Source organism: Klenkia marina (assembly GCF_900101025.1).
GTDB lineage: Bacteria > Actinomycetota > Actinomycetes > Mycobacteriales > Geodermatophilaceae > Klenkia > Klenkia marina.
Map to the genome: position 1 here is coordinate 78460 of NZ_FMUH01000008.1, position 20685 is coordinate 99144.

A 20685-nucleotide genomic window follows, 5' to 3' on the forward strand; every position below is an offset into this window, starting at 1 on the left:
GGTCCCGGGTAGAGCCCACCACCAGGGCCGGGGTACAGGCCGCCGCCCGGCCCGGGGTACGCACCGCCGCCAGGCCCGACGTACAGGCCCCCACCCTGCCCAACGTAGAGGCCCCCGCCGGGACCGACGTACCTGTCGCGCGGCCAAGTGTTGCGCGTCATCTGTTGTTGCCTCCCGGTGGTCAGGGCTCTGGTCTAGGCGACGGTATGGCTGGGGTCTGACAGAGCCGGTCGAACGATCCGAATCGGACCCTTCTCTCCCCGGCACTTGGGGTCTGATGTTTGGCCGAGCGCTGTTCCTCGTCTGACTCCGATGGGCTGTTCGTTTGGCCTGAAGAGGTGCCCCCCGGCCGCCGACGTGAATGATGACCCGCACGGGTCCGTTCCGACCGGAAGGGAGAAGCCATGGTCACCTACGACAGCGCACAGCAGATGACGCGTTTTGACTTCTTCCTCTGGGAGCGCGCCGAACGCGGCGAAGACTTCGGCACCCTGCCCGAGGCCGTTGCCCGGACCGCCGGATCTCCGGCCGAGCCGGTGGCCGTGGAGACGGTGCTTGTCTCCGGCGACAACCCACTGGTGCTGCTCCGACCCCGGGGTGTCCTCACCCTGCTCACCGTCGGCCCGGTCTCGCTGCTGCACGTGGGAGACAGCCACGGCGACTTCGTCCTGGGCGCGTGGCCGACTGACCACGAGGGTGTGTTCCATCTGGTCGGCAGCGTGCCACCCACCGACCCGCGCTGGCAGCGGGTGGAGCGGTGGATCGTCAAGGCCGCCCCCGATGTCGTCCCGGTGTTCCTCAACCACGATGACTTCACCGACATCGGTACCGCCCTGTCCGAGTTCGGCGAGGTCGAGGTCAGTCGCCTGACCGCCCGCAGGCCCTCGGACTTCTCTTCCCTGACCCGGGGCTGGGCGGCTCGTGCATCCTCACTGCGCCCGTCCCACCATGAGGCGATCCGGGAGACCGAAGCCGAAGGCGCGTCGGTTCGAACCCTGCGGCTGCACATCGCCGACGTAATCAGCCTGCACCTGCGGCGACGGGCCGGGGCGACCTACTACAACGGCAACTTCGGCCTCTTCGACCGGGTTGTGCTCGGCAGGTTGGCCACCGCCGCCGCGCGTCGCCGGGAACTGCTCTCGGGTCGGGAACGGCAGGTCGATGAGGAACCGCTGAGGCCGATCACCATCCGACTTCCCCAGCCCACCCTGGTCGACGCTGAGGCGACCGGCGAAGTGATCCAGGTGCTGGAGTCGCAGCGCGATGTGGCGGTCGCGGTGCTGCACCGCAACCCCTACCTGCACGTCGTGGTCAGCGACGCCTCCGACGGGTCCAACTTCGACGTATTCGTCACCGAGCCGGACGTGATCGAGGTCCACCCTGGCTTCCGGGCGAGCATGGGCGCGTTGACCCGCCTCACTCAGAGCCTCGGTGACCAGTTCTCAGCCCTGGCGATCGACGAGGCAGCACCGCCGGAGCCGGTGTCACTCGACGACCTGGTCTCTCCCTTCTAGGGCCGTGCCTACCTCCGCGTCCGGCAATGTCGCCGAAGAGAAGCACCTGCTCGACGAGTTCACGACCTACGACCAGCACGTCGATGTGGTGTCTGCGTTGGAGTGGCTGTTCACCTGGGGCGCGGGTATCCGGGACACCGTCGCCCACTTCGAACGGTTCCCGCGCATCAAGGTCGGAGGCAAGACCTACACGCCGGACTTCACGGTCCTGTTCACCGATGGCACGGCCATCGTCGGTGAGATCGCCAAGATGGCGCTGCACGACAACAGCGTCGAGAAGTTGTGCTCCCAGATCGGCTACTACGCCGAGTTCACGCACATCCCCAACGCCGGTAGACGGCTGGTGCCGGTCCAGCACGTAGACGTGATGCTGCTGGTAGATGTGGACATTGGCCTGGCGGCCGTCCGCCGCATCATCCGTGAGCGTCTGGCCAACCCCGATCACCCGTACTCACCGCCTGAACCGCCGTGCATCGTGCAGTTCGTCCGGCGCGAGGCCCACTACTCGTTCCAACGCCTCCAAGGCCCCGACAACGGTGTACTGCACCCGGGGAACAGGGTCCCGCACATCGGCGGGTACCTCGATGAGGGGCTACGCATCCAGGCCGCTCGCTTTGTGGCCACCAAGTCCCGGCGCGGGTTCATCAACGACCCGATCAAGCCCCTCTACCTGGCCACCCACTTGTGGACCCGGACGTGGCGCAACGCGTTCGGTGGCGGCACCACCGACATCACCGTCGAGGAGCAGGCCACCACCACCCGTCTTCAGCGGGAGTACGGCGTCGGCGGGGTGACCGTCGTCCGTGAAGCGCTGGCCCTGCTGGAACGCGCCGGGTTGGCAGCCAGCCAAGGCAGCGGCACCTGGCTGGTTTCCCGGAAAGCCCTCGGCCGGACCGGGGACAACGAGGTTGCCAAGACGATCGCCCGGCGGGCGACCGCTAAGCGACCGCCGACTGCGGTTGCGCGGTCTCCGCGTCGCCCGACGGTGGAGATGGACACCCTCTTCTAGCCCGCTCAGCCGACTTCGCCGCGAACGGTCGCTGCCGGCCTTGACCGAAGCGAACACCATTTACGTCAACGGGGATCGAATTCGCAGCCGACTCCTCGAACTAGAGATCAGCGAGCGCGACCTCTCACGCCAGACCAGCATCGGCCAATCCGCCATCCGGGGGCTCCTCCGGACCAATCAGACACACACCAGCCTGACTGTCGCCCAACTCCAAGCGCTCGCCGGAGAAATTGGACTGACAACCTCGGAGGTGCTCAGTCCGGCTCTACCCGCTGAGGTTCCCCCAGGCGGTGAGGACATGGCCCGCGAGTTGCTCGCCGTCCTTCGCCGCGAGCCGCGCATCATCGCCTGGGACCACCTCGTTGACGCCTTCGGCTGGACGAGCAAGGACCTCAGGGGCGCGGCAAAGACCGCCAATCAGTCTCTTCGCGGCACCGGCATGCGCGTCCACATCGCCCCCAGCGGGCTCGCCCTCCGCGCGGACGAGCAGCCCGTGGAAGAAGTCATCGCCTCCCTCGAACGGCTCCCCGCACGCGACGACAGCATGGACAACGGCACTGCCCGCGTCCTTTACGAGGTCGTGACCGGAAGCATCTCCCAAGCCCAGATCCGCAAGAGTTACGGCCCTCGACTGGGCTACCTCAAGAACCAGGGCATGGTCTACGTCGGGCAGCCCGGTCGAGACTTCATCGTCCCGTCCGACGACGTCATGTTCGGCTTCGACGTCTGACCGCCGCGCCTGCTGACTAGAAGTCAGCCAGGGAGTCTTCGTTCTGCTCCTTGACGACATCGGCGATCTGCCGAGCGATGTCTTCGATGCCGAACTGTGCGGTGAGCAGCGCGAACTTCTCGACCAGTGACGGGCTAGCCGCCTTAATCTCGTCGCGGGTGATGTCGTGCCAGATCGGCAGCAGGTTCTGCTCCCCGTCGACCTGCCGCGTGACCAGTCCGTCAAGTTCGTACTGGGTCCAGCCCTTCGCGAGGAACGGGCGGGAGAAGACAACAACCCCGAAGCGGCTGTTAGCCAGTCCCTCGTCGATCTTCCGCCGGAGAGAGTCACCGATCTTCAGTTCAAGACTGTCGAGCCACACCGTGACCCCGAGGTCCTGAAGGTGCTGCGCGAGCGGCGCTGCGACGGTCTCCTTGTCTTCACTAGCGTGGGAGATGAATACGTCCCATACCTGCTGGACTGACTCTGTGGCAGAGCCGACTGCGGGTGGGGCGTGGCGGATCATGCTCAGCGGCGCGGCGGGAGCCGAACGCAACGCGGGAAGCGGCGGTGGCTCGACGTGGGCCGAAGATGAGACCCGGCCCCCGAGACCCACCAGGTCCACGACCAAGTACCAGTGGCCACCGTTCGGGATTCGCAGACGTACTGGGGACTTTTTCACGAGCCCCTGGATGGCCCGGAAGTTGCGGCCCGCCTTGTAGGCGCTGAACGCAGATGAGGTCATCAGCCGGACGTTCGCGGCGTTCCCCTTCAGGGTCACGACGACGGTCGCTCCGGCCCTCTGCTGCTTGAGGTCATAGACCTGGTACGGCACGCTCACTGTGGCCCCGATTCCCTGTTGATGGATGAACAAGCCTTCACACCGGCGGGGCAGCCAGGCTTCATCGACCAGTCCCCACAACGACGATGCGGGAGGCGCGACGACCATTGCTGGACATCGACACCCCCCGCATCACCGTGACCTACTCGTGAGAATCGAGTGACCTATAGGTGAGAATCCGCGACCTATTTGCGAGAATCCCGCGACCTATCGGCGAGACTCGACATCAGCTGCAGCCGCTGGTTGAGCCGCAGCCCTCGCAGACGTAGCAGCTGCCGGCCGGGCGCATCTTCGTGCCGCAGGTCATGCACAGCGGCGCGTCGGTGGCGGTGCCGGTGACCAGCTCCAGCAGCTCGGCCGAGGAGTGGGCCTCCTTGACCGACTTCGGGCCGGCGGGGGTGACCTCCTCCTTGGCGGGCGCCTCGGTGGGGGCCGAGCCGCGCAGCGCCTCGAGGTCGACGTCCTCCTCGACGACGGCGGTGGAGGCCGAGCCGTAGGAACCGGCGACCTGCGCGGCGCGCTCCTCGGCGGTGAAGATGCCGAGGTTGGCCCGCTTCTCGACCGGCAGGTGGTCCAGCGCCAGGCGACGGAAGATGTAGTCCATCACCGACTGGGCGATGCGGATGTCCGGGTCGTCGGTCATGCCGGCGGGCTCGAAGCGCATGTTGGTGAACTTGGAGATGTAGGTCTCCAGCGGCACACCGTGCTGCAACGCCAGCGAGATGCCGATCGAGAAGGCGTCCATGACACCGGCCAGGGTCGAGCCCTGCTTGCCCAGCTTGAGGAAGACCTCGCCCAGGCTGCCGTCCTCGTACATGCCCGCGGTCATGTAGCCCTCGGCCCCGGCGACGGAGAACGAGGTGGTCATGCTGGTGCGCTTCTTGGGCAGCCGCTTGCGGACCGGGTGGGCCAGGGTCGCCGCGACCGGGGCCGGAGCGACCTCCTCGACCTTGTCCTTCTTCTTGCCGCCGTCGGACAGCGGCTGGCCGACCTTGCAGTTGTCCCGGTAGATGGCGAGGGCCTTGATGCCCATCTTCCAGCCTTGGAAGTAGATGTTCTCGACGTCCTCGATGGTCGCCGACTCCGGCATGTTGACCGTCTTGGAGATCGCGCCGGAGATGAACGGCTGCACCGCGGCCATCATGCGCACGTGGCCCATCGGGGAGATGGCCCGCTCGCCCATGGCGCAGTCGAACACCTCGTAGTGCTCCGGGCGCAGGCTCGGGGCGTCGACGACGTGGCCGTGCTCGGCGATGAACTCGACGATGGCCTCGACCTGCTCGTCCTGGTAGCCCAGGCTCTTCAGCGCCCGCGGCACCGTCTGGTTGACGATCTGCATCGAGCCGCCGCCGACCAGCTTCTTGAACTTGACCAGCGAGAAGTCCGGCTCGATGCCGGTCGTGTCGCAGTCCATCATGAAGCCGATGGTGCCGGTGGGGGCCAGCACGGAGGCCTGCGCGTTGCGCCAGCCGTTGGTGGCACCGATGGCCAGGCACTCCTGCCACTGCTCGGTGGCGGCCTTGAGCACGTCGGCGTCGTCGGCGCCGACGGGGCGGATCGCGTCGTTGGCGGCGGCGTGCTTGCGCATCACCCGGGCGTGGGCCGAGGCGTTGCGGGCGTAGCCGTCGTAGGCGCCGACCACGCCGGCCAGCTCGGCCGAGCGGCGGTAGGCGGTGCCGGTCATCAGCGAGGTGATGGCCGCCGCGAGGGTCTGGCCGCCGCGGGAGTCGTAGGCGTGGCCGGTCGCCATGAGCAGCGCGCCCAGGTTGGCGTAGCCGATGCCCAGCTGGCGGTAGGCCCGCGTGGTCTCGCCGATCGGGTCGGTCGGGAAGTCGGCGAAGCAGATGGAGATGTCCATCGCGGTGATGATCAGCTCGACGGACCGGGTGAACAGCCGCGAGTCGAACGTGCCGTCGGCCCGCAGGAACTTCATGAGGTTCAGCGAGGCCAGGTTGCACGAGCTGTTGTCCAGGCTCATGTACTCCGAGCACGGGTTGGACGCGTTGATGCGGCCGGTCTCGGGGTTGGTGTGCCAGTCGTTGATCGTGTCGTCGTACTGGATGCCGGGGTCGGCGCACTCCCAGGCGGCGGTGGTGACCTTGCGGAAGAGCTCCTTGGCGTCGACGGTCTCGATCACCGAGCCGTCGGTGCGCGAGCGCAGCCCGAACCCGGTGCCCTCCTCGACCGCACGCATGAACTCCTCGTTGACGCGCACCGAGTTGTTGGCGTTCTGGTACTGGACGCTGGTGATGTCCTTGCCACCGAGGTCCATGTCGTAGCCGGCGTCGCGCAGCGCGCGGATCTTGTTCTCCTCGCGCGCCTTGGTCTCGACGAACTCCTCGATGTCGGGGTGGTCGATGTCGAGGACGACCATCTTCGCCGCGCGACGGGTGGCACCGCCGGACTTGATGGTGCCGGCCGAGGCGTCGGCGCCGCGCATGAAGGAGACCGGGCCCGAGGCGGTGCCACCGGAGGACAGCAGCTCCTTGGAGGAGCGGATGCGGGAGAGGTTCAGGCCGGCACCGGAGCCGCCCTTGAAGATCAGGCCCTCCTCGCGGTACCAGTTCAGGATCGAGTCCATCGTGTCGTCGACGGCGAGGATGAAGCAGGCGCTGACCTGCTGCGGCGACGCGGTGCCCACGTTGAACCAGACGGGTGAGTTGAAGCTGAACACCTGGTGCAGCAGCATCCAGGTCAGCTCGTGCTCGAAGAGCTCGGCGTCGCCCTCGGTGGCGAAGTAGCCGTGCTCGCGGCCGGCCTCGGTGTAGGTGAGCACCACGCGGTCGATGAGCTGGCGCAGGCTGGTCTCGCGCTGCGGGGTGCCGACGGCGCCCCGGAAGTACTTGGTGGTGACGATGTTGGTCGCGTTGATCGACCACTCGGCCGGGAACTCGACCCCGCGCTGCTCGAAGTTGATCGAGCCGTCGCGCCAGTTGGTCATGACGACGTCGCGACGCTCCCAGGTCACCTCGTCGTAGGGGTGCACGCCCTCGGTGGTGAACACCCGCTCGACCGTGATGCCCTTGCGGCCGACGGACTTGCCGTTGCGCTTGCGGCCGGACGAGATGCGGTCGGTGGTCTCGGTCAAGACTCCCCCTGGGGTTCGTGGGTCTGCACCCGGACCGGTGGGTCGGGTGCGAGCTGCTGGTTCGGCTGGGTGGTGGTCGTGCGGAGTGCGGGCAGACCTCCGGTGGGAGGCCCCCGCGGGTCGACCGCGGCGGGGAGGTCGCGGAGTGCGGCGGGGTCAGTCGCCGGGCGCGGTGGGGTCCGGCGGCCCGGCGGCGCTGCGCGGGATGACCGGGGGCGGGAGGTCGGCGGTGGCCATCTGCGCCACCGACGCGGCCTTGGCCCGCATCTCGGCGATCTCCTTCTCGAAGTCCGCCGCCGAGGTGAAGGAGCGGTACACGCTGGCGAACCGCAGGTAGGCGACCTCGTCGAGGTCGCGCAGCGGGCGCAGGATGGCGAGGCCGACCTCGTGGCTGGGCACCTCGGCCGAGCCGCTGCAGCGCACGGCGTCCTCGACCTGTGCGGCCAGGACGGCGAGCTGGTCCTCGTCGACCGGGCGACCCTGGCACGCGCGCCGCACGCCGGCGATGACCTTGGCGCGGTTGAACGGCTCGGTCACCCCGCTGCGCTTGACCACGGCCAGCACCGCCTCCTCGACGGTGGTGAACCGGCGCCCGCACCCGGGGCAGGACCGACGCCGCCGCGTGGTCGCGCCCTCGTCGGTCTCGCGGGAGTCGACGACACGGCTGTCGGGGTTGTGGCAGAACGGGCAGCGCACCGGATCGTCTCCTCTCGACGGCGAGGCTCCCTGTGGACGCCGCCGGGGACATCCGGTGGACGACCTCGGGGAAACCTGGGGAACAGCATGTGGACGGAAGAACATCTCTGTAACTACTAGATGTTGTGGTGAGAGTAGCTCCGCACCCCTACAGGTACGCAACCCCAACTCGGCGTGTCGTCTTCCGCCCAGGCGTCGGCCCAGGTGGGGGCCCCGCGACCCCCTCGAGCCCCACCGGCACCACCGCGGGCACAGCACCTGACAGCACGACGGAGCGCGGTTGGCAGCGCCACGCCGGAGACCTCCGACGCGCCCGTACCCGCACCCGGGTGCGGGCCGGCGAGCGGGATCAGGGCAGCAGCAGGACCTGGCCGGGGACGAGCGCGGCGCCGGTGAGGTCGTTGACCTCCTGGAGCGCGTCGACGACCTCGCGCGGGTCGGTGTCGGGGGCCACGGCCACCGCGATGGACCACAGGGTGTCGCCGCTGTGCACCGTCACCGTGGAGCGGCCGGCCAGCTCGAGCGCGGGCCCCGCGGAGGAGTCGAGCGCGGCACCGCCGACGACGGCGGCCAGGGCCAGGGCCGCCCCCACCCCGAGACCGGCCACGACGCGGCGCCCCCGACGGGTGAGCCGGACGGGGCCGGGGACCTGCTGCCGGTCGGGACGGGCCGCACGTGCCGGCAGGGGCACGACCTCGGCCAGCGCCGGCCGCAGGGGCACGACGACCGGTCGCTCGACGCGGGCGTCGACCGCCGGACGGGACGGGGCCGCGAGCGCGCGGCCCGCCGGGTGGTTGCCCCGGCGCCGGACGGCGACGGGGGCAGGGGTCGGGACGGTGTGCAGGTGGGTCGCGGTACCGGCCATGGTGGGTCACTCCCTGTCGCTCGGCGGGACCCCAGCCGGGCCCCGCGACGCTCGAACGGCTGTTCGATCGAACGTCTGTGCGATGTCTACCGCACCCCTCCGACAAAATCGAGATGACACCGCTGGAACTTCGAACACCTGTTTGAACTCCGGCCCGCGAGGCGTTACGGTGCGTACCGATCGACCACCCCATCAGCACCCCGTCGGACAGCCTCCGAGGCCGGCTCGACCGGGGGCACAGGACGGTCGCCGGCAGGCGGCCGACGAGGAGGACACGTGGCCAGCGCGGGAGACACCCCCGGCGGGACGACCGGCAGCAAGCGGGCCGGTCGCGGCAGGTCCACCGCCTCGGCGTCCGGGGACACCACGTCGGGCAACACGTCGGGCAGCACGTCGACGGCCGGCGACACCGGCCGCGGGTCGGTCCGTGAGTTCCCCGAGCGCGGCGAGGCCGGCGACGGCCTCACGCAGCGTCAGCGGCGTGTGCTCGAGGTGATCCGCGACTCCGTCGAGCGCCGCGGCTACCCGCCCAGCGTCCGCGAGATCGGCGAGGCGGTCGGGCTCTCCTCGGCGTCGTCGGTGGCCCACCAGCTGTCCGTGCTGCAGAAGAAGGGGTGGCTGCGCCGCGACCCCAATCGGCCGCGCGCCCTCGACGTCCGGCTGCCCGGCGACCACCCCGAGGGCGACCCGTCGTCGGCCGGGCTGGCGGCCAGCGGCACCGGCTCCGGCGTCGACGACCCCCGGGTGCCCGCCCCCACCTACGTGCCCCTCGTCGGGCGCATCGCCGCCGGTGGCCCCGTCCTTGCCGAGCAGGCGGTGGAGGAGGTCTTCCCGCTCCCCCGCGAGCTGGTCGGCGAGGGCACCCTGTTCATGCTCAAGGTCACCGGTGAGTCGATGGTCGACGCCGCCATCTGCGACGGCGACTGGGTGGTCGTGCGGCAGCAGGCCACGGCCGAGAACGGCGAGATCGTGGCCGCGATGATCGACGGCGAGGCCACCGTCAAGACCTACAAGCGACGGGACGGGCACGTGTGGCTGCTGCCGCACAACCCGGCCTTCGAGCCGATCCCCGGCGACGACGCCACGGTGCTCGGGCGGGTCGTCACCGTCCTGCGGCGGGTCTGAGGCAGCGGGTCAGCGTCGGCCGCGCAGGCGGCCGACGCCGGCCACCAGCACCGCGGCCGCGACCACCGAGATCGCCCCGGCCGTCCACGGCGAGAGCTTCGTGCCGGCCGGGGCGGGCGCGGCATCGGCGGGGGAACCATCCGCCGGGGCCGTCGCCGCAGCCGGGGCCACGGCACCGATCGCGGGCAGCACCGCGAGCCGGGCCGGCAGCCCCTCCCCGGTGACCAGCAGGCTGCGCCCGTCGCCGGCGAACGAGATGGCCTCACCCTGCGGGGACTCCGGCAGCGCCACGCGCACCGGAGCCGTGGCGAGCGCGCCGGCCACGTCGGAGCCGTTCAGCGGCCAGACGTAGGCATCGGTGTAGGTCCGCAGGGCCAGCACGGCGCCGTCCGGGCTCACCGCCCCACCGGTGACCATGAGCTGCCCGGCGCGACCGACCGGGCCACCGGGCGTGCCGGTGAGCGTCAGCGGCAGGTCGGCGACCTTCTCCAGCGGCACCGGAGCGCCGGCGTCCAACGCCGCGGTCGGGCGGTAGACCGCGCTGGTGCCCAGCACCTCCTTGGTGACCAGGTAGGGCGTGCCGTCCGGGGCCAGCAGCAGGGCCTCCGCGTCGTGCGGGCCGTCCGGGTAGGTCAGCCGGTACACCGGAGCCGTGCCGTCGGGCCGCAGCGCGATGAGGGCGACGGTCGCCCGGCTGAGCCGGTTGTCCCCGGTGTCGGCCAGCCACACCGTGCCGTCGGAGCCCAGTGCCAGGTCCTCGGGGTCGTAGGGGTCCACCGCCGCCGTGCGCTCACCGACCACCGCGCAGGCCCCGTCGAGCTCGTGGACGACCACCGAGTCGCCGCCGTCGTTCATCACCAGCGTGGTGGCGCCGTCGACGGCCAGACCCGAGATCTCCGGCAACCGGGGGTCGGTCACCGCGCACACGTCGGCGGGCTCACCGAACAGGGCCACCTCCTCGGCGGCCGCGGTCTGCACACCGGGCTCGGCCACCCCGGTGGAGAGGAAGGCGCCGGGCAGGAAGGGGCCGGTCGCGATCGCGGCGCAGAGGACGACGGCGGACACCCGGGCGCGGGCCCACGGCCGGCCGGCCGTGGCCTCAGGCAGCGGTCCGCCGTCCTCGAGCATGTACGAAGCGTGACAGGACGACTGCATCGAGTGCGTGCACCACGCCCAGCAGGACGACCCCCACTGCGGCCCCCACCAGTGCATCCGTGACCCAGTGGAAGTTCAGCGCCACCATGGCCACACCCGTCACAGCGGGACCGACCACCGACAGCACCCAGAAGGCCCGCTGGGCCCGGGCCGGCAGGCCGAAGTCGACGGCCTGCCAGCGCGCCACCCCCCACATCAGCACGGCGTTGGCGACGTGCCCGGAGGGGTAGGAGGCGCCGTCCCGGTGGAAGAAGGACCCCGGGTAGGCCGGCGCCGTGCGGCCGGTGCCGTACTTGAACGCGTAGACCACCCCGGTCAGCAGCGCGAGCGCGACGAGCACCCGCAGCAGCGGCACCAGGCTGCGGCGCTGCCATGCGATCCAGCCCACCAGGGCCGCGAGCACCACGAGGATGGTGACCCGGCCGCCGGCCTGCGTGGGCACCCAGACCGCCCAGTACGCGCCCGAGTCGCGCAGACCCCAGTCGCCGACCACCTCGGAGACCCGCAGGTCCATGCGCTCGAGGGCACCGCGGTCGAGCAGGTTGATCGTGACCAGCACGGTGACCACGGCCCCGACGGCCACCGCCCACCACGGCGGACGCCCCGTCCCGATGACCGCAGGCCCGCGCCGGGCGGGCGCCGCAGCGCTCGGGGTGCTCACCCGGTCACGGTACCGCCCAGGCCGTGACCTCCCCGTGATCTCGGGTGGTCAGGGCCCGACGTCAGGACCGCGTGGTCGCGAACTCGCCGAGCGCAGCGGCCAGTGCGCCGTCGACCCGGGCGTGCAGGCGGGTGCCCTCGGCGCAGAACTCCTCGCTGAGGACCTCCCCGTCGGCGTGCACCCGGGACACCAGGTCCCCGCGGTCGAAGGGCACCAGGACGTCGACGTCCACGTCGGGGTGGGGCAACCGCCCGGCGATGACCGCCCGCAGCTCCTCGATGCCCTCGCCGGTGGCCGCGGACACCCACTGCGCGCCGGGCAGGGCCTGGCGCAGCGCGAGGACGTCGTCGGGGGCCATCGCGTCGACCTTGTTGACGACGACCAGCTCGGGCACGGAGCCCGCGTCGATCTCGGAGAGGACGACGTGCACCGCGTCGATCTGGCCCAACGGGTCGGGGTCGGCGCCGTCGACGACGTGCACCAGCAGGTCGGCGGCGGCCACCTCCTCGAGCGTCGAGCGGAAGGCGTCGACCAGCTGGTGGGGCAGGTGCCGCACGAACCCGACCGTGTCGGTGAGCGTGTAGTCCCGACCGTCGGGCGTCTGGGCCCGACGCACCGTGGGGTCCAGGGTGGCGAACAACGCGTCCTGCACCAGCACCCCGGCGTCGGTGAGCCGGTTCAGCAGGCTGGACTTGCCCGCGTTGGTGTAGCCGGCGATGGCGACCGAGGGCACCTTGTTGCGGTCGCGGCCCGAGCGCTGGGTGGCCCGCGCGGTGGCCATGCCGGCGATCTCGCGACGCAGCTTGCTCACCCGCGCGCGGATGCGCCGCCGGTCGGTCTCGATCTTGGTCTCACCCGGACCACGGGTACCGATGCCGCCACCGCCGGCGACGCGACCACCGGCCTGCCGGGACAGCGACTCACCCCACCCGCGCAGCCGCGGCAGCATGTACTGCATCTGGGCGAGCTCGACCTGGGCCTTGCCCTCCCGCGAGGAGGCGTGCTGGGCGAAGATGTCCAGGATCAACGCGGTGCGGTCGACGACCTTCACCTTGAGGATCTTCTCCAGCTGGTTGAGCTGGCCGGGGGTCAGCTCGCCGTCGCAGATGACGGTGTCGGCGCCGGTGCCCGCGACGATCTCGCGGATCTCGGCGGCCTTGCCCGAGCCCACGTAGGTCCCGGCGTCGGGCTTGTCCCGTCGCTGGCTCACCGCCTCCAGGACCTCCGAGCCCGCGGTCTCGGCGAGCGCGGCGAGCTCGGCCAGGGAGCGGTCGGCGTCGGCGGCCGTCCCCTCCGTCCAGACGCCCACCAGCACGACGCGCTCGAGGCGCAGCTGGCGGTACTCGACCTCGGTGACGTCGGCGAGCTCGGTGGAGAGCCCGGCCACGCGGCGCAGCGCACCGCGCTCCTCGAGCGCGTAGCTGCCGGTGGTGTCGTCCGGGGTGTCCCATTGCCCGCGCGGCGCGGGGCGGGGATCGGTCGGGGCGGCGGGCACGGCGGCCTTGGCGGCGCGTGCGGCGGCGTCCTCGAGAACGGCCCGGTTCTGTGCTGTGGTCATCGTCTCCCAGCGTGACATGCCCCCGGGGCGGGGGGCACCTTGATTGCTGTCCTGCACAACGGTCGGGGACCCGGCCTCATTCCTCCGGGTGCAGCCCCAGGTAGAGCGACCATCGCTCGCCGTCGGGGTCGGAGGGCTGTTGCGCCCACCGGTCGAGCAGCCCGTACAGCTCGCGCTCGAACTCCTCGCGGCGCTGCGCGGACAGCCGCAGGCCCAGCCGGGTGCTGCGCAGCTGCCGCTCCCCCACCGCGGACACCTCGGCGAGGAACGCGCCCAGCATCGGGTCCCGGGCCGGGGGTGGGACCGCCGACCAGTCGAGCTGCCAGGACCGACCGGTGGCCCGGTAGGGCACCTCGCGGGCCCCGCGGGTCCCGCGACGTTCGGGCTCGGCGACGAGGAACCCGGTGTCGACCAGGGTGCGCACGTGGTGCAGGACGGTGGCCGGGTTGCGGTCCAGCCGGTCGGCGATCTCGCGGTTGGTGAGCGGTCGGTCCAGGCACAGGCGCAAGATCCGCAGCCGCACCTCGGAGGCCATCGCCCGGGCCTCGGCCTCGGTCGCGGGACGTCGCTCACCCCACCCCTCCCGCGCCACGCCAGGAGTCTAGCGACTGATTGACATGTCCCAATCACTCGCGCCAGGGTGACCGCATGACGAGCCTGTGGCGGCACCGCGACTTCCGGCAGCTCTGGGCGGCCGAGACGGCCAGCCACGTCGGCACCCAGGTGGTGGGCGTGGTGCTGCCGGTCGTCGCGGTGGCGCTGCTGGGCGCGACGCCCTGGCAGATGGGCGTGCTCACCGCCCTGGAGACCGCCGCCTTCCTGCTCGTGGCCCTGCCGGCCGGGGCGTGGGTGGACCGGTGGCGACGGCAGCGGGTGCTCGTGCGCGCCGACACCGTGCGGGCACTGGCCCTGGCCACGGTGCCGGTGGCCCACCTGCTCGACGTGCTCACCCTCGGCCAGCTCTACGCCGTGGCCGCGGTGGTCGGCACCGCGACCGTCTTCTTCGACGTCGCCTACCAGAGCTACCTGCCGCAGATCGTCGACCGCGCCCAGCTCACCGACGGCAACGGCAAGCTCGAGATCAGCCGGGCGGTCGCGCAGGTGGCCGGCCCCGGCCTCACCGGCGTGCTGCTGCGGGTGCTGGCCGCGCCCCTGCTGGTCGTGGTGACGGCCGTGGGCTACCTGCTGTCAGCCTTCTTCGTCGGCCGCATCGGGCACGTCGACGTCGTGCCCGACCGGGCCGACCGCCGACCGCTGCGGACCGAGATCCGTGAGGGGCTGGCCTTCGTCGTCACCCACCCGTTGCTGCGCCGCATCGTGGCGTGCACGAGCACCGGCAACCTGTTCTCGGCGATCAGCGGCACGCTGCTCGTGCTCTACGTGCTGCGCACCCTGGGCCTGTCCGAGTCCACGCTGGGCCTGGTGCTCTCCGCGGGGGCGGCCGGCGGGCTGCTCGGTGCGGTCACCGCGGCCCGGGTCGCCCGGTGGGTGGGTGAGGGCCGGACGATCCCGGTCTCCGCGGTCGCGTTCGGCGTCTTCGCCGCCGGCACCCCCCTGGCGGCCACCCTGGACGGCGCGGCCCAGGTCGTCGTGCTGGTGGCCGGCGGCGTCGGGCTGAGCTGGGCGGTCGTGGTCTACAACGTCGTCCAGGTCAGCTTCCGGCAGCGGCTGTGCCCGCCCCGCCTCCTGGGCCGCATGAACGCCTCGGTGCGGTTCGTCGTGTTCGGCACGATGCCGCTCGGCGGGCTGCTCGGCGGGGTGCTGGGGACGGCGGTCGGCGTCGTCCCGGCGCTGTGGGTGGCCGTGGCCGGTCAGCTGCTCGCGGCGCTGCCCGTGGTCGCGAGCCCGCTGCTGCGGATGCGCGACCTGCCCGACGCCCTCGACGAGACCGCCGGCGAGCCGGTCAGCCCAGCCACTCCGGGGTGAGCGCACCGGCGCCCACGACGACGGCCGGGCCGGTGAGCACCGTGGTGGTCGGTGAGACCTCGACCGACAACCGGCCGCCGGGGACGTCGACGGTGACCGTGCCGGAGGTGCGACCGCCGGCGTCCAGCGCCGCCCACGCGGCCGCGCACGCGCCCGTGCCGCACGAGCGGGTCTCCCCCACGCCGCGCTCGGAGACCCGCAGCCGCACGTGCGCCGTGGTGCCACCCGGGCCCTCCTGCGCCGACAGCACGTTGACCAGTTCGACGTTGACCCCGTCGGGGAACAGCGCCGGGTCGACCGCGGGGGCGACGGTGAGGTCGAGGGAGTCCAGGGCCGCGTCGGTGAGGCAGACCAGGTGCGGGTTGCCCATCGAGACCCCGGTGCCGGGGTAGCTGCGGCCGCCCAGCTGCGCCTCGCCCCGGCCCAGCGGTCGGGCCGGGCCCATGTCCACCCAGTAGCCCTCGGCGCCCGCCCCCACCCGGCGGGGACCACCGCGGGTGCCCACCAGCACACCGGCGCGGGCCTGCTCGGCGTCGAGGAGGCCCTCGGCGAGCAGCACGTGCAGGTAGAGCCGGATGCCGTTGCCGCACATCTCGGCGTAGGACCCGTCGGCGTTGCGGTGGTCCATGAACCACGTGCACTCGGCCAGGGCTTCGCCGAGCACGTCGGCGGCGTCGGGCACGCAGGCGCTGGGGACGACGCGCAGCACGCCGTCGGCGCCCAGCCCCTCCCGCCGGTCGCAGAGCCGGCGGACCAGGGTGGCGTCCAGCCGGGCCTCGGGCCACACCGTGCCGTCGGGGTCGGGCAGCACCACGAAGTCGTTCTGGGTCCCGTGGCCCTTGAGCACCCGGGGTCCGCTGGCGTCGATCACCCCCCGATCGTAGAGAGCGCACGCCCCACCAGGTCAGGGTCGGCGGCGTCCAGCCAGCGCACCGCGGTGTCGCGGCGGAACCACGACCGCTGCCGCCGGACGAAGCGGCGGGTGGTGCGCACCGTCTCCTCCCGCGCGGTGCCGGCGTCGAGGTCGCCGTCGAGCTGGCGCAGCACCTGCGCGTACCCCAGGGCGCGGGACGCGGTGGGGCCCTCGCGCAGGCCGTCGGAGGCCAGCGCCGCCACCTCCTCGACGAACCCCTGGGCCCACATCCGGTCCACCCGGGTCGCCACCCGCTCGTCGAGCTCGGCGGGGTCGCGGTCGACGCCGAGCACGACGGCCGGGTAGTGCGGCCGGGGCTCGGGCAGCGATGCGGCGAAGGGCCGCCCGGTCAGCTCGACCACCTCGAGCGCCCGCACGACCCGGCGACCGTTGCTGGGCAGGATGGCCGCAGCGGCCGCCGGGTCCACCCCGGCCAGGCGCCGGTGCAGCTCCGCCGCACCGACCTCGGTGAGCTCGGCCTCGAGCCGGGCCCGCAGCACGGGGTCGGTGCCCGGGAACTCCAGCTCGTCGAGCACCGCCCGGACGTAGAGGCCCGACCCGCCCACCAGCAGGGGGACGACGCCGGCGGCGCGCAGCCGGTCGACCTCGGCCCGGGCCCGGGTGCGGTACTCAGCGACGCTGGCCGGCTCCCGCACGTCCCAGAGGTCCATGAGGTGGTGCGGCACGCCGCCCCGCTCGGCCTCGGAGGGCTTGGCGGTGCCGATGTCCATGCCGCGGTAGAGCTGCATGGAGTCGGCGTTGACGACCTCGCCGCCGAGCCGGTCGGCCAACGCCACGGCGAGCGCCGTCTTGCCGGTCGCGGTGGGCCCGACGACGGCGACCACCGGGGGCGGACCCGCGAGGGCAGCCATCACTGCAGCCACCCCGGGACGCCGTCGGGGACGTCGGCCAGCAGCCAGTCGGCGACCAGGTGGCCATCCCCCGGCGCCCCCTCGTCGAGGAGCACCCGGGCGGTGACCGACCGACCGGCCAGCACCGACCCGACCGCCACCCAGCTCTCCGGGCCCGGGGCTCCGCTCGCGGCCAGCGCCGCCGCGTCGCCGGCGGCGAGCGCCGTCGCGACGCCGGGGCCGGCACCGGCGCCCATCGCCAGGATGCCGACCGGTCCGGGCAGCTGGGTGAGCGCATCGGCGAGGTCGTCGGGGGCGACCCCCAGCCGGGTCCCGCTGTGGCCGGCCTCGTCCAGCAGTCGGGCGCCGACGGCGTGCGCCAGCGGCAGCAGGTGCCCACCGGGCCGCACCCGGCCCGCGAACGGCAACCGGCCGGCTGCACCCCACGCGGTGAGGTCCGCGGCGTCACCGGCGCCGTAGCGCACACCGGGCGGGCCCGCACCCACCACCAGGACGACGTCGGGCCGCATCCCCAGCACGGTCTGCAGCGCCTCCCCGCAGGCGATCCGCAGCCGGTCGGTCTCCACCCCGGGGCCGCCACCCAGACCCGGGAGGAGCGCGGGTGGGTGCGGGCAGAAGGCGACGGCGACGGAGGTGCTGGACGTGTCGGGACTCACGGGGCGAGTGTCGCCGATCGCACCGTGGGAGACTGCCTGCGTGTCGAGCACGGAGAACACCGCAGACGTGACCCCGCAGCCGGAGGAGGCCACCCCGGCCGCCGGGTCGGACGCCGTCACCCCCGATGCCGGTACCCCGGCCGCCGCCGATCCCGCGGACGCCGCACTGGCCGACCCGACCGCGCAGCCCGCGGCCGAGCCGACCACCGAGGCCACCGAGCAGGAGGCGGTCGACCAGGCCGGCGTGCAGCCGACCGAGTCGGCAGAGGCGACCGAGCCGACGGGGTCGGCAGAGGCTACCGAGCCGACGGAGTCGGCAGAGGCGACCGAGCCGACGGAGTCGGTGGAGTCCGCGCCGGTGCCCGACGCCGCCGAGGTGGTGGCCGCCGCCGACGTCCCTGCCGCCGGTGACGTGCTCGACGTGTCCGAGACCGCCGAGACCACCGACGCGGTCGGTGCCGCCGACACCGACGGGGCCGCCGAGCAGGTCCCGACCGAGGCCGCCGTCACCGACGCCGCCGACACCCCGACCACCAGCACCGACGCCGCAGCCACCCCGCACGCCCCCGCAGCCCCCGCAGCCCCCGCAGCTCCCGCTGCCCCCGCCACCCCCGCGGCGCCGGCCTCGGACCCCACGCTGTGGGGCCGGGTCGACGACGAGGGCACCGTGTACGTGCGCACCGCCGACGGCGGCGAGCGCGCCGTCGGCTCCTGGCAGGCCGGTGAGCCCGCCGAGGGGCTGGCCCACTACGGCCGCCGCTACGACGACCTGGCGACCGAGGTGGGTCTCCTCGAGGCGCGCCTGCGGGCGAACACCGGCAACCCCGCCGAGATCCGCGCCAAGGCGCAGGCACTGGCCGAGCAGGTGCCCACCGCCGACGTCGTGGGTGACCTGCCCGCCCTGGCCTCCCGGTTGGGCACCATCCTCGAGGCGTCCGAGGCCGCCGCGGCCGTGGCCCGGGCCGAGAAGGCCAAGGTCCGCGCCGAGCAGATCGCCCGCAAGGAGGCCCTCGCGGCCGAGGCCGAGGCCATCGCCGCGGACTCCACGCAGTGGAAGGCATCCGGCGACCGCCTGAAGGCGATCGTCGAGGAGTGGAAGACGATCAAGGGCATCGACCGCAAGACCGACGAGGCCCTGTGGACCCGCTTCGCCGCGGCCCGCGACGCCTTCGGCCGGCGCCGCGGCTCGCACTTCGCCGCCCTCGACGTGCAGCGCTCGGAGTCGCGAGCCGCCAAGAGCGCGCTCATCGCCGAGGCGGAGAAGCTGTCGACCTCGACCGAGTGGGGCCCCACCTCGGCAGCCATGCGCAGCCTCATGGACCGCTGGAAGGCCGTCCCGCGCGTCGGTCGGGACACCGACGACGACCTGTGGAAGAAGTTCCGGGCCGCGCAGGACGTCTTCTTCGACGCCCGGTCGGAGTCGGACAAGGCGCGCAACTCCGAGCAGAAGGCCAACCAGGAGAAGAAGGAGGCCCTGCTCGCGGAGGCGGAGAAGATCGACCCGACCCGCGACCTGCGCGGCGCGCAGAACGCCCTCCGCAAGATCCAGGAGCGCTACGACGCGATCGGCCACGTGCCGCGCGAGGTCATGCGCAGCCTGGAGGACCGCATGCAGGCCGTGGAGGAGAAGGTGCGCGGCGCGGCCGACTCCGGACGCCCGCGGGCCGTGGCGGAGAACCCGATGCTGACCTCGCTGCGCGCAGCCGCCGAGAAGGCCGCCGAGCAGCTGGCCAAGGCCAAGGCAGCCGGTGACCCCAAGCGGATCAGCGAGGCCGAGGCGAACCTGGCCAGCCGGCAGGAGTTCCTGGCCGCGGCCGAGAAGGCCGGCAGCCGCCGCTGACCTCGGCGTCATCCCGCCCCGCCGTCCCCCGGAGCCGTCAGCACGGCCCGCAGGACGGCGGGCGGGGTGTTCGCACGCACCGCGTCGAGCAGCATCTCGGCCATCGGCGTCGGTTCGCAGACGAGCGAGCGCTCCAGGGCCGAGACCGCTAGCACCCCTGAGCCGCGCAGCCAGGCCGCGGTGCCCATCAGCAGGGCCGGCACACCCGCCAGGTCGTCCGGCAACCGGGTGACGAGCTCGGTCCACAGGATCTCGGCGGCAGCTGCGGCGGCCTCGCCCCGGTCGTCGTGGACCGGGGCGGCCGTCATCGCCAGGGCGTGGTCGCGTACGGGGACGAGCAGCAGTCCGGCGGCGACCGCGGCCAGCGCGTCGGGGGTGAGCGCCACCCGGCTGCCTGGCTCGTGGGCGCGCAGGGCGTCGTCCACCACCGTGCGGTAGTCGGCGACGACGCCGTCCAGGTCGCCGTCCCCGAGCCGGGTGACCAGGGCGTCCTCGGCCCGCTGGCACGCCCCGAGGACGGCGATGGTCGGCGGCGCGGTCGGCCAGGCCCGGGCCGCCGCAGCAGCGCGGTCGGTCTCGACCACCTGCCCGTTCAGCGCCGCGACCCCGGTCAGCCGGGATCCCTCGACGTCGAGGGGCTGCCCGGCCGCGGCACCGGTCAGGGGGTCCACGTCGGGGTAGCTCCACCAGCGGCCACCGCGCACCAGCAGCGCGTCGTGCGTCCCGATCCCGAGGCCGTCGAAGGCCTCGACGAAGGTGTGCACCAGCGCGCGCCGCGGCAGGTCGGGCAGCAGCGGGCGCACATCGGCGTCGGGCCGGTGCGGGACCACCCGCCAGGGGTCGGCGGCGACGGCCTCGACCTGGTCGTCGGCGTCCTCGGTGACGACGAAGAACATGGCCCGCCGGGGCAGCGGCTGGATGCGCCGCACCTGGTCGCGGACGGCGGCCACGAGGTCCTCGTCGTGCTCTACGTCGACCAGGTCCAGCCGGACGGTGAACACCAGCTCCTTCGGGCGCCGACCGCCGCCACCGAAGCAGAGCACGACCAACGACTCCACCGGCCGGAACCCGAGCACTTCGGGGAGCGCGGCGGCGAACTCCTCGGCGCGCCCGCGCAGCACCCCGGCGCGGGGGCGCGGCTCGGGCCGGGGCGGGGCGGGGCGGGGTCGGGGACGGCGGGACCTGCGCGCGGATGGCATGCCGGCAGCCTCGCCGCGGACGACGCGGCCGGGAACCGCCCGCGAGGATCTGTGGACA

At 72.8% G+C, this 20685-nt stretch carries 18 protein-coding genes; 6 read left to right on the plus strand and 12 right to left on the minus strand.

Going from position 1 to position 20685, the window contains the following annotated elements:
• The first annotated feature begins 404 nt into the window (after positions 1 to 404).
• The 3 genes from BLP29_RS19440 to BLP29_RS20800 are packed head-to-tail and all read left to right on the plus strand — an operon-like array spanning position 405 to position 3253.
• Positions 405 to 1514: a hypothetical protein gene (locus tag BLP29_RS19440; protein ID WP_092807678.1), complete on the plus strand. Its 1110-nt coding sequence runs from the start codon at positions 405 to 407 to the stop codon at positions 1512 to 1514.
• 4 nt (positions 1515 to 1518) lie between these two features.
• A complete protein-coding gene (locus tag BLP29_RS19445) occupies positions 1519 to 2523 on the plus strand; it encodes a helix-turn-helix domain-containing protein (RefSeq protein WP_092807680.1) in 1005 nt (334 codons plus the stop codon).
• A 40-nt stretch (positions 2524 to 2563) separates the two neighbouring features.
• The gene (locus tag BLP29_RS20800; RefSeq protein WP_133379306.1) at positions 2564 to 3253 is read left to right on the plus strand and encodes a hypothetical protein; all 690 of its coding nucleotides are present in this window, start codon (positions 2564 to 2566) and stop codon (positions 3251 to 3253) included.
• 16 nt (positions 3254 to 3269) lie between these two features.
• Here BLP29_RS20800 and BLP29_RS19455 read toward each other — a convergent pair whose 3' ends face one another.
• The 4 genes from BLP29_RS19455 to BLP29_RS19470 all read right to left on the minus strand — a co-directional run bounded on the left by BLP29_RS19455 (position 3270) and on the right by BLP29_RS19470 (position 8722).
• On the minus strand, positions 3270 to 4181 hold the full coding sequence (locus BLP29_RS19455; protein ID WP_207798615.1) for a DUF1883 domain-containing protein: 912 nt from the start codon (positions 4179 to 4181) through the stop codon (positions 3270 to 3272).
• A 118-nt stretch (positions 4182 to 4299) separates the two neighbouring features.
• Positions 4300 to 7161, minus strand: a complete 2862-nt coding sequence (locus BLP29_RS19460) for a vitamin B12-dependent ribonucleotide reductase (protein ID WP_092807684.1) — start codon at positions 7159 to 7161, stop codon at positions 4300 to 4302.
• Positions 7162 to 7317: 156 nt separating this feature from the next.
• Positions 7318 to 7857, minus strand: a complete 540-nt coding sequence (gene nrdR / locus BLP29_RS19465) for a transcriptional regulator NrdR (RefSeq protein ID WP_092807686.1) — start codon at positions 7855 to 7857, stop codon at positions 7318 to 7320.
• Between the two features lie 349 nt (positions 7858 to 8206).
• On the minus strand, positions 8207 to 8722 hold the full coding sequence (locus BLP29_RS19470; protein ID WP_092807688.1) for a LysM peptidoglycan-binding domain-containing protein: 516 nt from the start codon (positions 8720 to 8722) through the stop codon (positions 8207 to 8209).
• Positions 8723 to 8998: 276 nt separating this feature from the next.
• On the opposite strand from BLP29_RS19470, the gene lexA reads away from it, so the two are divergent.
• Positions 8999 to 9847: a transcriptional repressor LexA gene (gene lexA / locus BLP29_RS19475; RefSeq protein ID WP_133379308.1), complete on the plus strand. Its 849-nt coding sequence runs from the start codon at positions 8999 to 9001 to the stop codon at positions 9845 to 9847.
• A 9-nt stretch (positions 9848 to 9856) separates the two neighbouring features.
• Here lexA and BLP29_RS19480 read toward each other — a convergent pair whose 3' ends face one another.
• From BLP29_RS19480 to BLP29_RS19495, 4 genes are all read right to left on the minus strand, one after another.
• On the minus strand, positions 9857 to 10975 hold the full coding sequence (locus tag BLP29_RS19480; RefSeq protein WP_243470114.1) for an NHL repeat-containing protein: 1119 nt from the start codon (positions 10973 to 10975) through the stop codon (positions 9857 to 9859).
• A complete protein-coding gene (locus BLP29_RS19485) occupies positions 10947 to 11663 on the minus strand; it encodes a phosphatase PAP2 family protein (protein WP_092807690.1) in 717 nt (238 codons plus the stop codon). Before BLP29_RS19485 ends, BLP29_RS19480 begins: the two co-directional genes overlap by 29 nt.
• A 61-nt stretch (positions 11664 to 11724) precedes the next feature.
• Positions 11725 to 13221 carry a GTPase HflX gene (gene hflX / locus BLP29_RS19490; RefSeq protein WP_092807786.1) on the minus strand — a complete coding sequence of 499 codons (1497 nt, stop codon included), beginning with the start codon at positions 13219 to 13221 and terminating at the stop codon, positions 11725 to 11727.
• A 76-nt stretch (positions 13222 to 13297) separates the two neighbouring features.
• The gene (locus BLP29_RS19495) at positions 13298 to 13813 is read right to left on the minus strand and encodes an ArsR/SmtB family transcription factor (protein WP_243470115.1); all 516 of its coding nucleotides are present in this window, start codon (positions 13811 to 13813) and stop codon (positions 13298 to 13300) included.
• Between the two features lie 56 nt (positions 13814 to 13869).
• On the opposite strand from BLP29_RS19495, the gene BLP29_RS19500 reads away from it, so the two are divergent.
• Positions 13870 to 15147 carry an MFS transporter gene (locus tag BLP29_RS19500; protein WP_092807694.1) on the plus strand — a complete coding sequence of 426 codons (1278 nt, stop codon included), beginning with the start codon at positions 13870 to 13872 and terminating at the stop codon, positions 15145 to 15147.
• Here BLP29_RS19500 and dapF read toward each other — a convergent pair.
• From dapF to BLP29_RS19515, 3 genes are read right to left on the minus strand one after another with little or no spacing between them, the layout of a single operon-like run.
• Complete coding sequence (gene dapF, locus BLP29_RS19505) at positions 15125 to 16018, minus strand: diaminopimelate epimerase (RefSeq protein ID WP_092807696.1); 894 nt, start codon at positions 16016 to 16018, stop codon at positions 15125 to 15127. The two genes, BLP29_RS19500 and dapF, sit on opposite strands and share 23 nt — an antisense overlap.
• Positions 16015 to 16932: a tRNA (adenosine(37)-N6)-dimethylallyltransferase MiaA gene (gene miaA / locus BLP29_RS19510; protein ID WP_092807788.1), complete on the minus strand. Its 918-nt coding sequence runs from the start codon at positions 16930 to 16932 to the stop codon at positions 16015 to 16017. The genes dapF and miaA overlap by 4 nt, the downstream gene beginning before the upstream one ends.
• Positions 16932 to 17588, minus strand: a complete 657-nt coding sequence (locus BLP29_RS19515) for a hypothetical protein (RefSeq protein WP_092807790.1) — start codon at positions 17586 to 17588, stop codon at positions 16932 to 16934. The genes miaA and BLP29_RS19515 overlap by 1 nt, the downstream gene beginning before the upstream one ends.
• Positions 17589 to 17628: 40 nt before the next feature.
• Between BLP29_RS19515 and BLP29_RS21885 the strand changes: the two genes are divergently transcribed.
• Positions 17629 to 19428 carry a DUF349 domain-containing protein gene (locus tag BLP29_RS21885; RefSeq protein WP_279385472.1) on the plus strand — a complete coding sequence of 600 codons (1800 nt, stop codon included), beginning with the start codon at positions 17629 to 17631 and terminating at the stop codon, positions 19426 to 19428.
• A gap of 8 nt (positions 19429 to 19436) precedes the next feature.
• Here BLP29_RS21885 and BLP29_RS19525 read toward each other — a convergent pair whose 3' ends face one another.
• Positions 19437 to 20627, minus strand: a complete 1191-nt coding sequence (locus tag BLP29_RS19525; protein WP_092807698.1) for a DUF4192 domain-containing protein — start codon at positions 20625 to 20627, stop codon at positions 19437 to 19439.
• Between the last annotated feature and the right edge of the window lie 58 nt (positions 20628 to 20685).

Coding starts and splice junctions, on each gene's coding strand:
- BLP29_RS19500 (WP_092807694.1), top strand. CDS start 13,870: ATGACGAGCCTGTGGCGGCACCGCGACTTCCGGCAGCTCTGGGCGGCC.
- BLP29_RS19455 (WP_207798615.1), bottom strand. CDS start 4,181: ATGGTCGTCGCGCCTCCCGCATCGTCGTTGTGGGGACTGGTCGATGAA.
- miaA (WP_092807788.1), bottom strand. CDS start 16,932: ATGGCTGCCCTCGCGGGTCCGCCCCCGGTGGTCGCCGTCGTCGGGCCC.
- BLP29_RS19480 (WP_243470114.1), bottom strand. CDS start 10,975: ATGCTCGAGGACGGCGGACCGCTGCCTGAGGCCACGGCCGGCCGGCCG.
- BLP29_RS19440 (WP_092807678.1), top strand. CDS start 405: ATGGTCACCTACGACAGCGCACAGCAGATGACGCGTTTTGACTTCTTC.
- BLP29_RS19525 (WP_092807698.1), bottom strand. CDS start 20,627: ATGCCATCCGCGCGCAGGTCCCGCCGTCCCCGACCCCGCCCCGCCCCG.
- BLP29_RS19470 (WP_092807688.1), bottom strand. CDS start 8,722: ATGGCCGGTACCGCGACCCACCTGCACACCGTCCCGACCCCTGCCCCC.
- hflX (WP_092807786.1), bottom strand. CDS start 13,221: ATGACCACAGCACAGAACCGGGCCGTTCTCGAGGACGCCGCCGCACGC.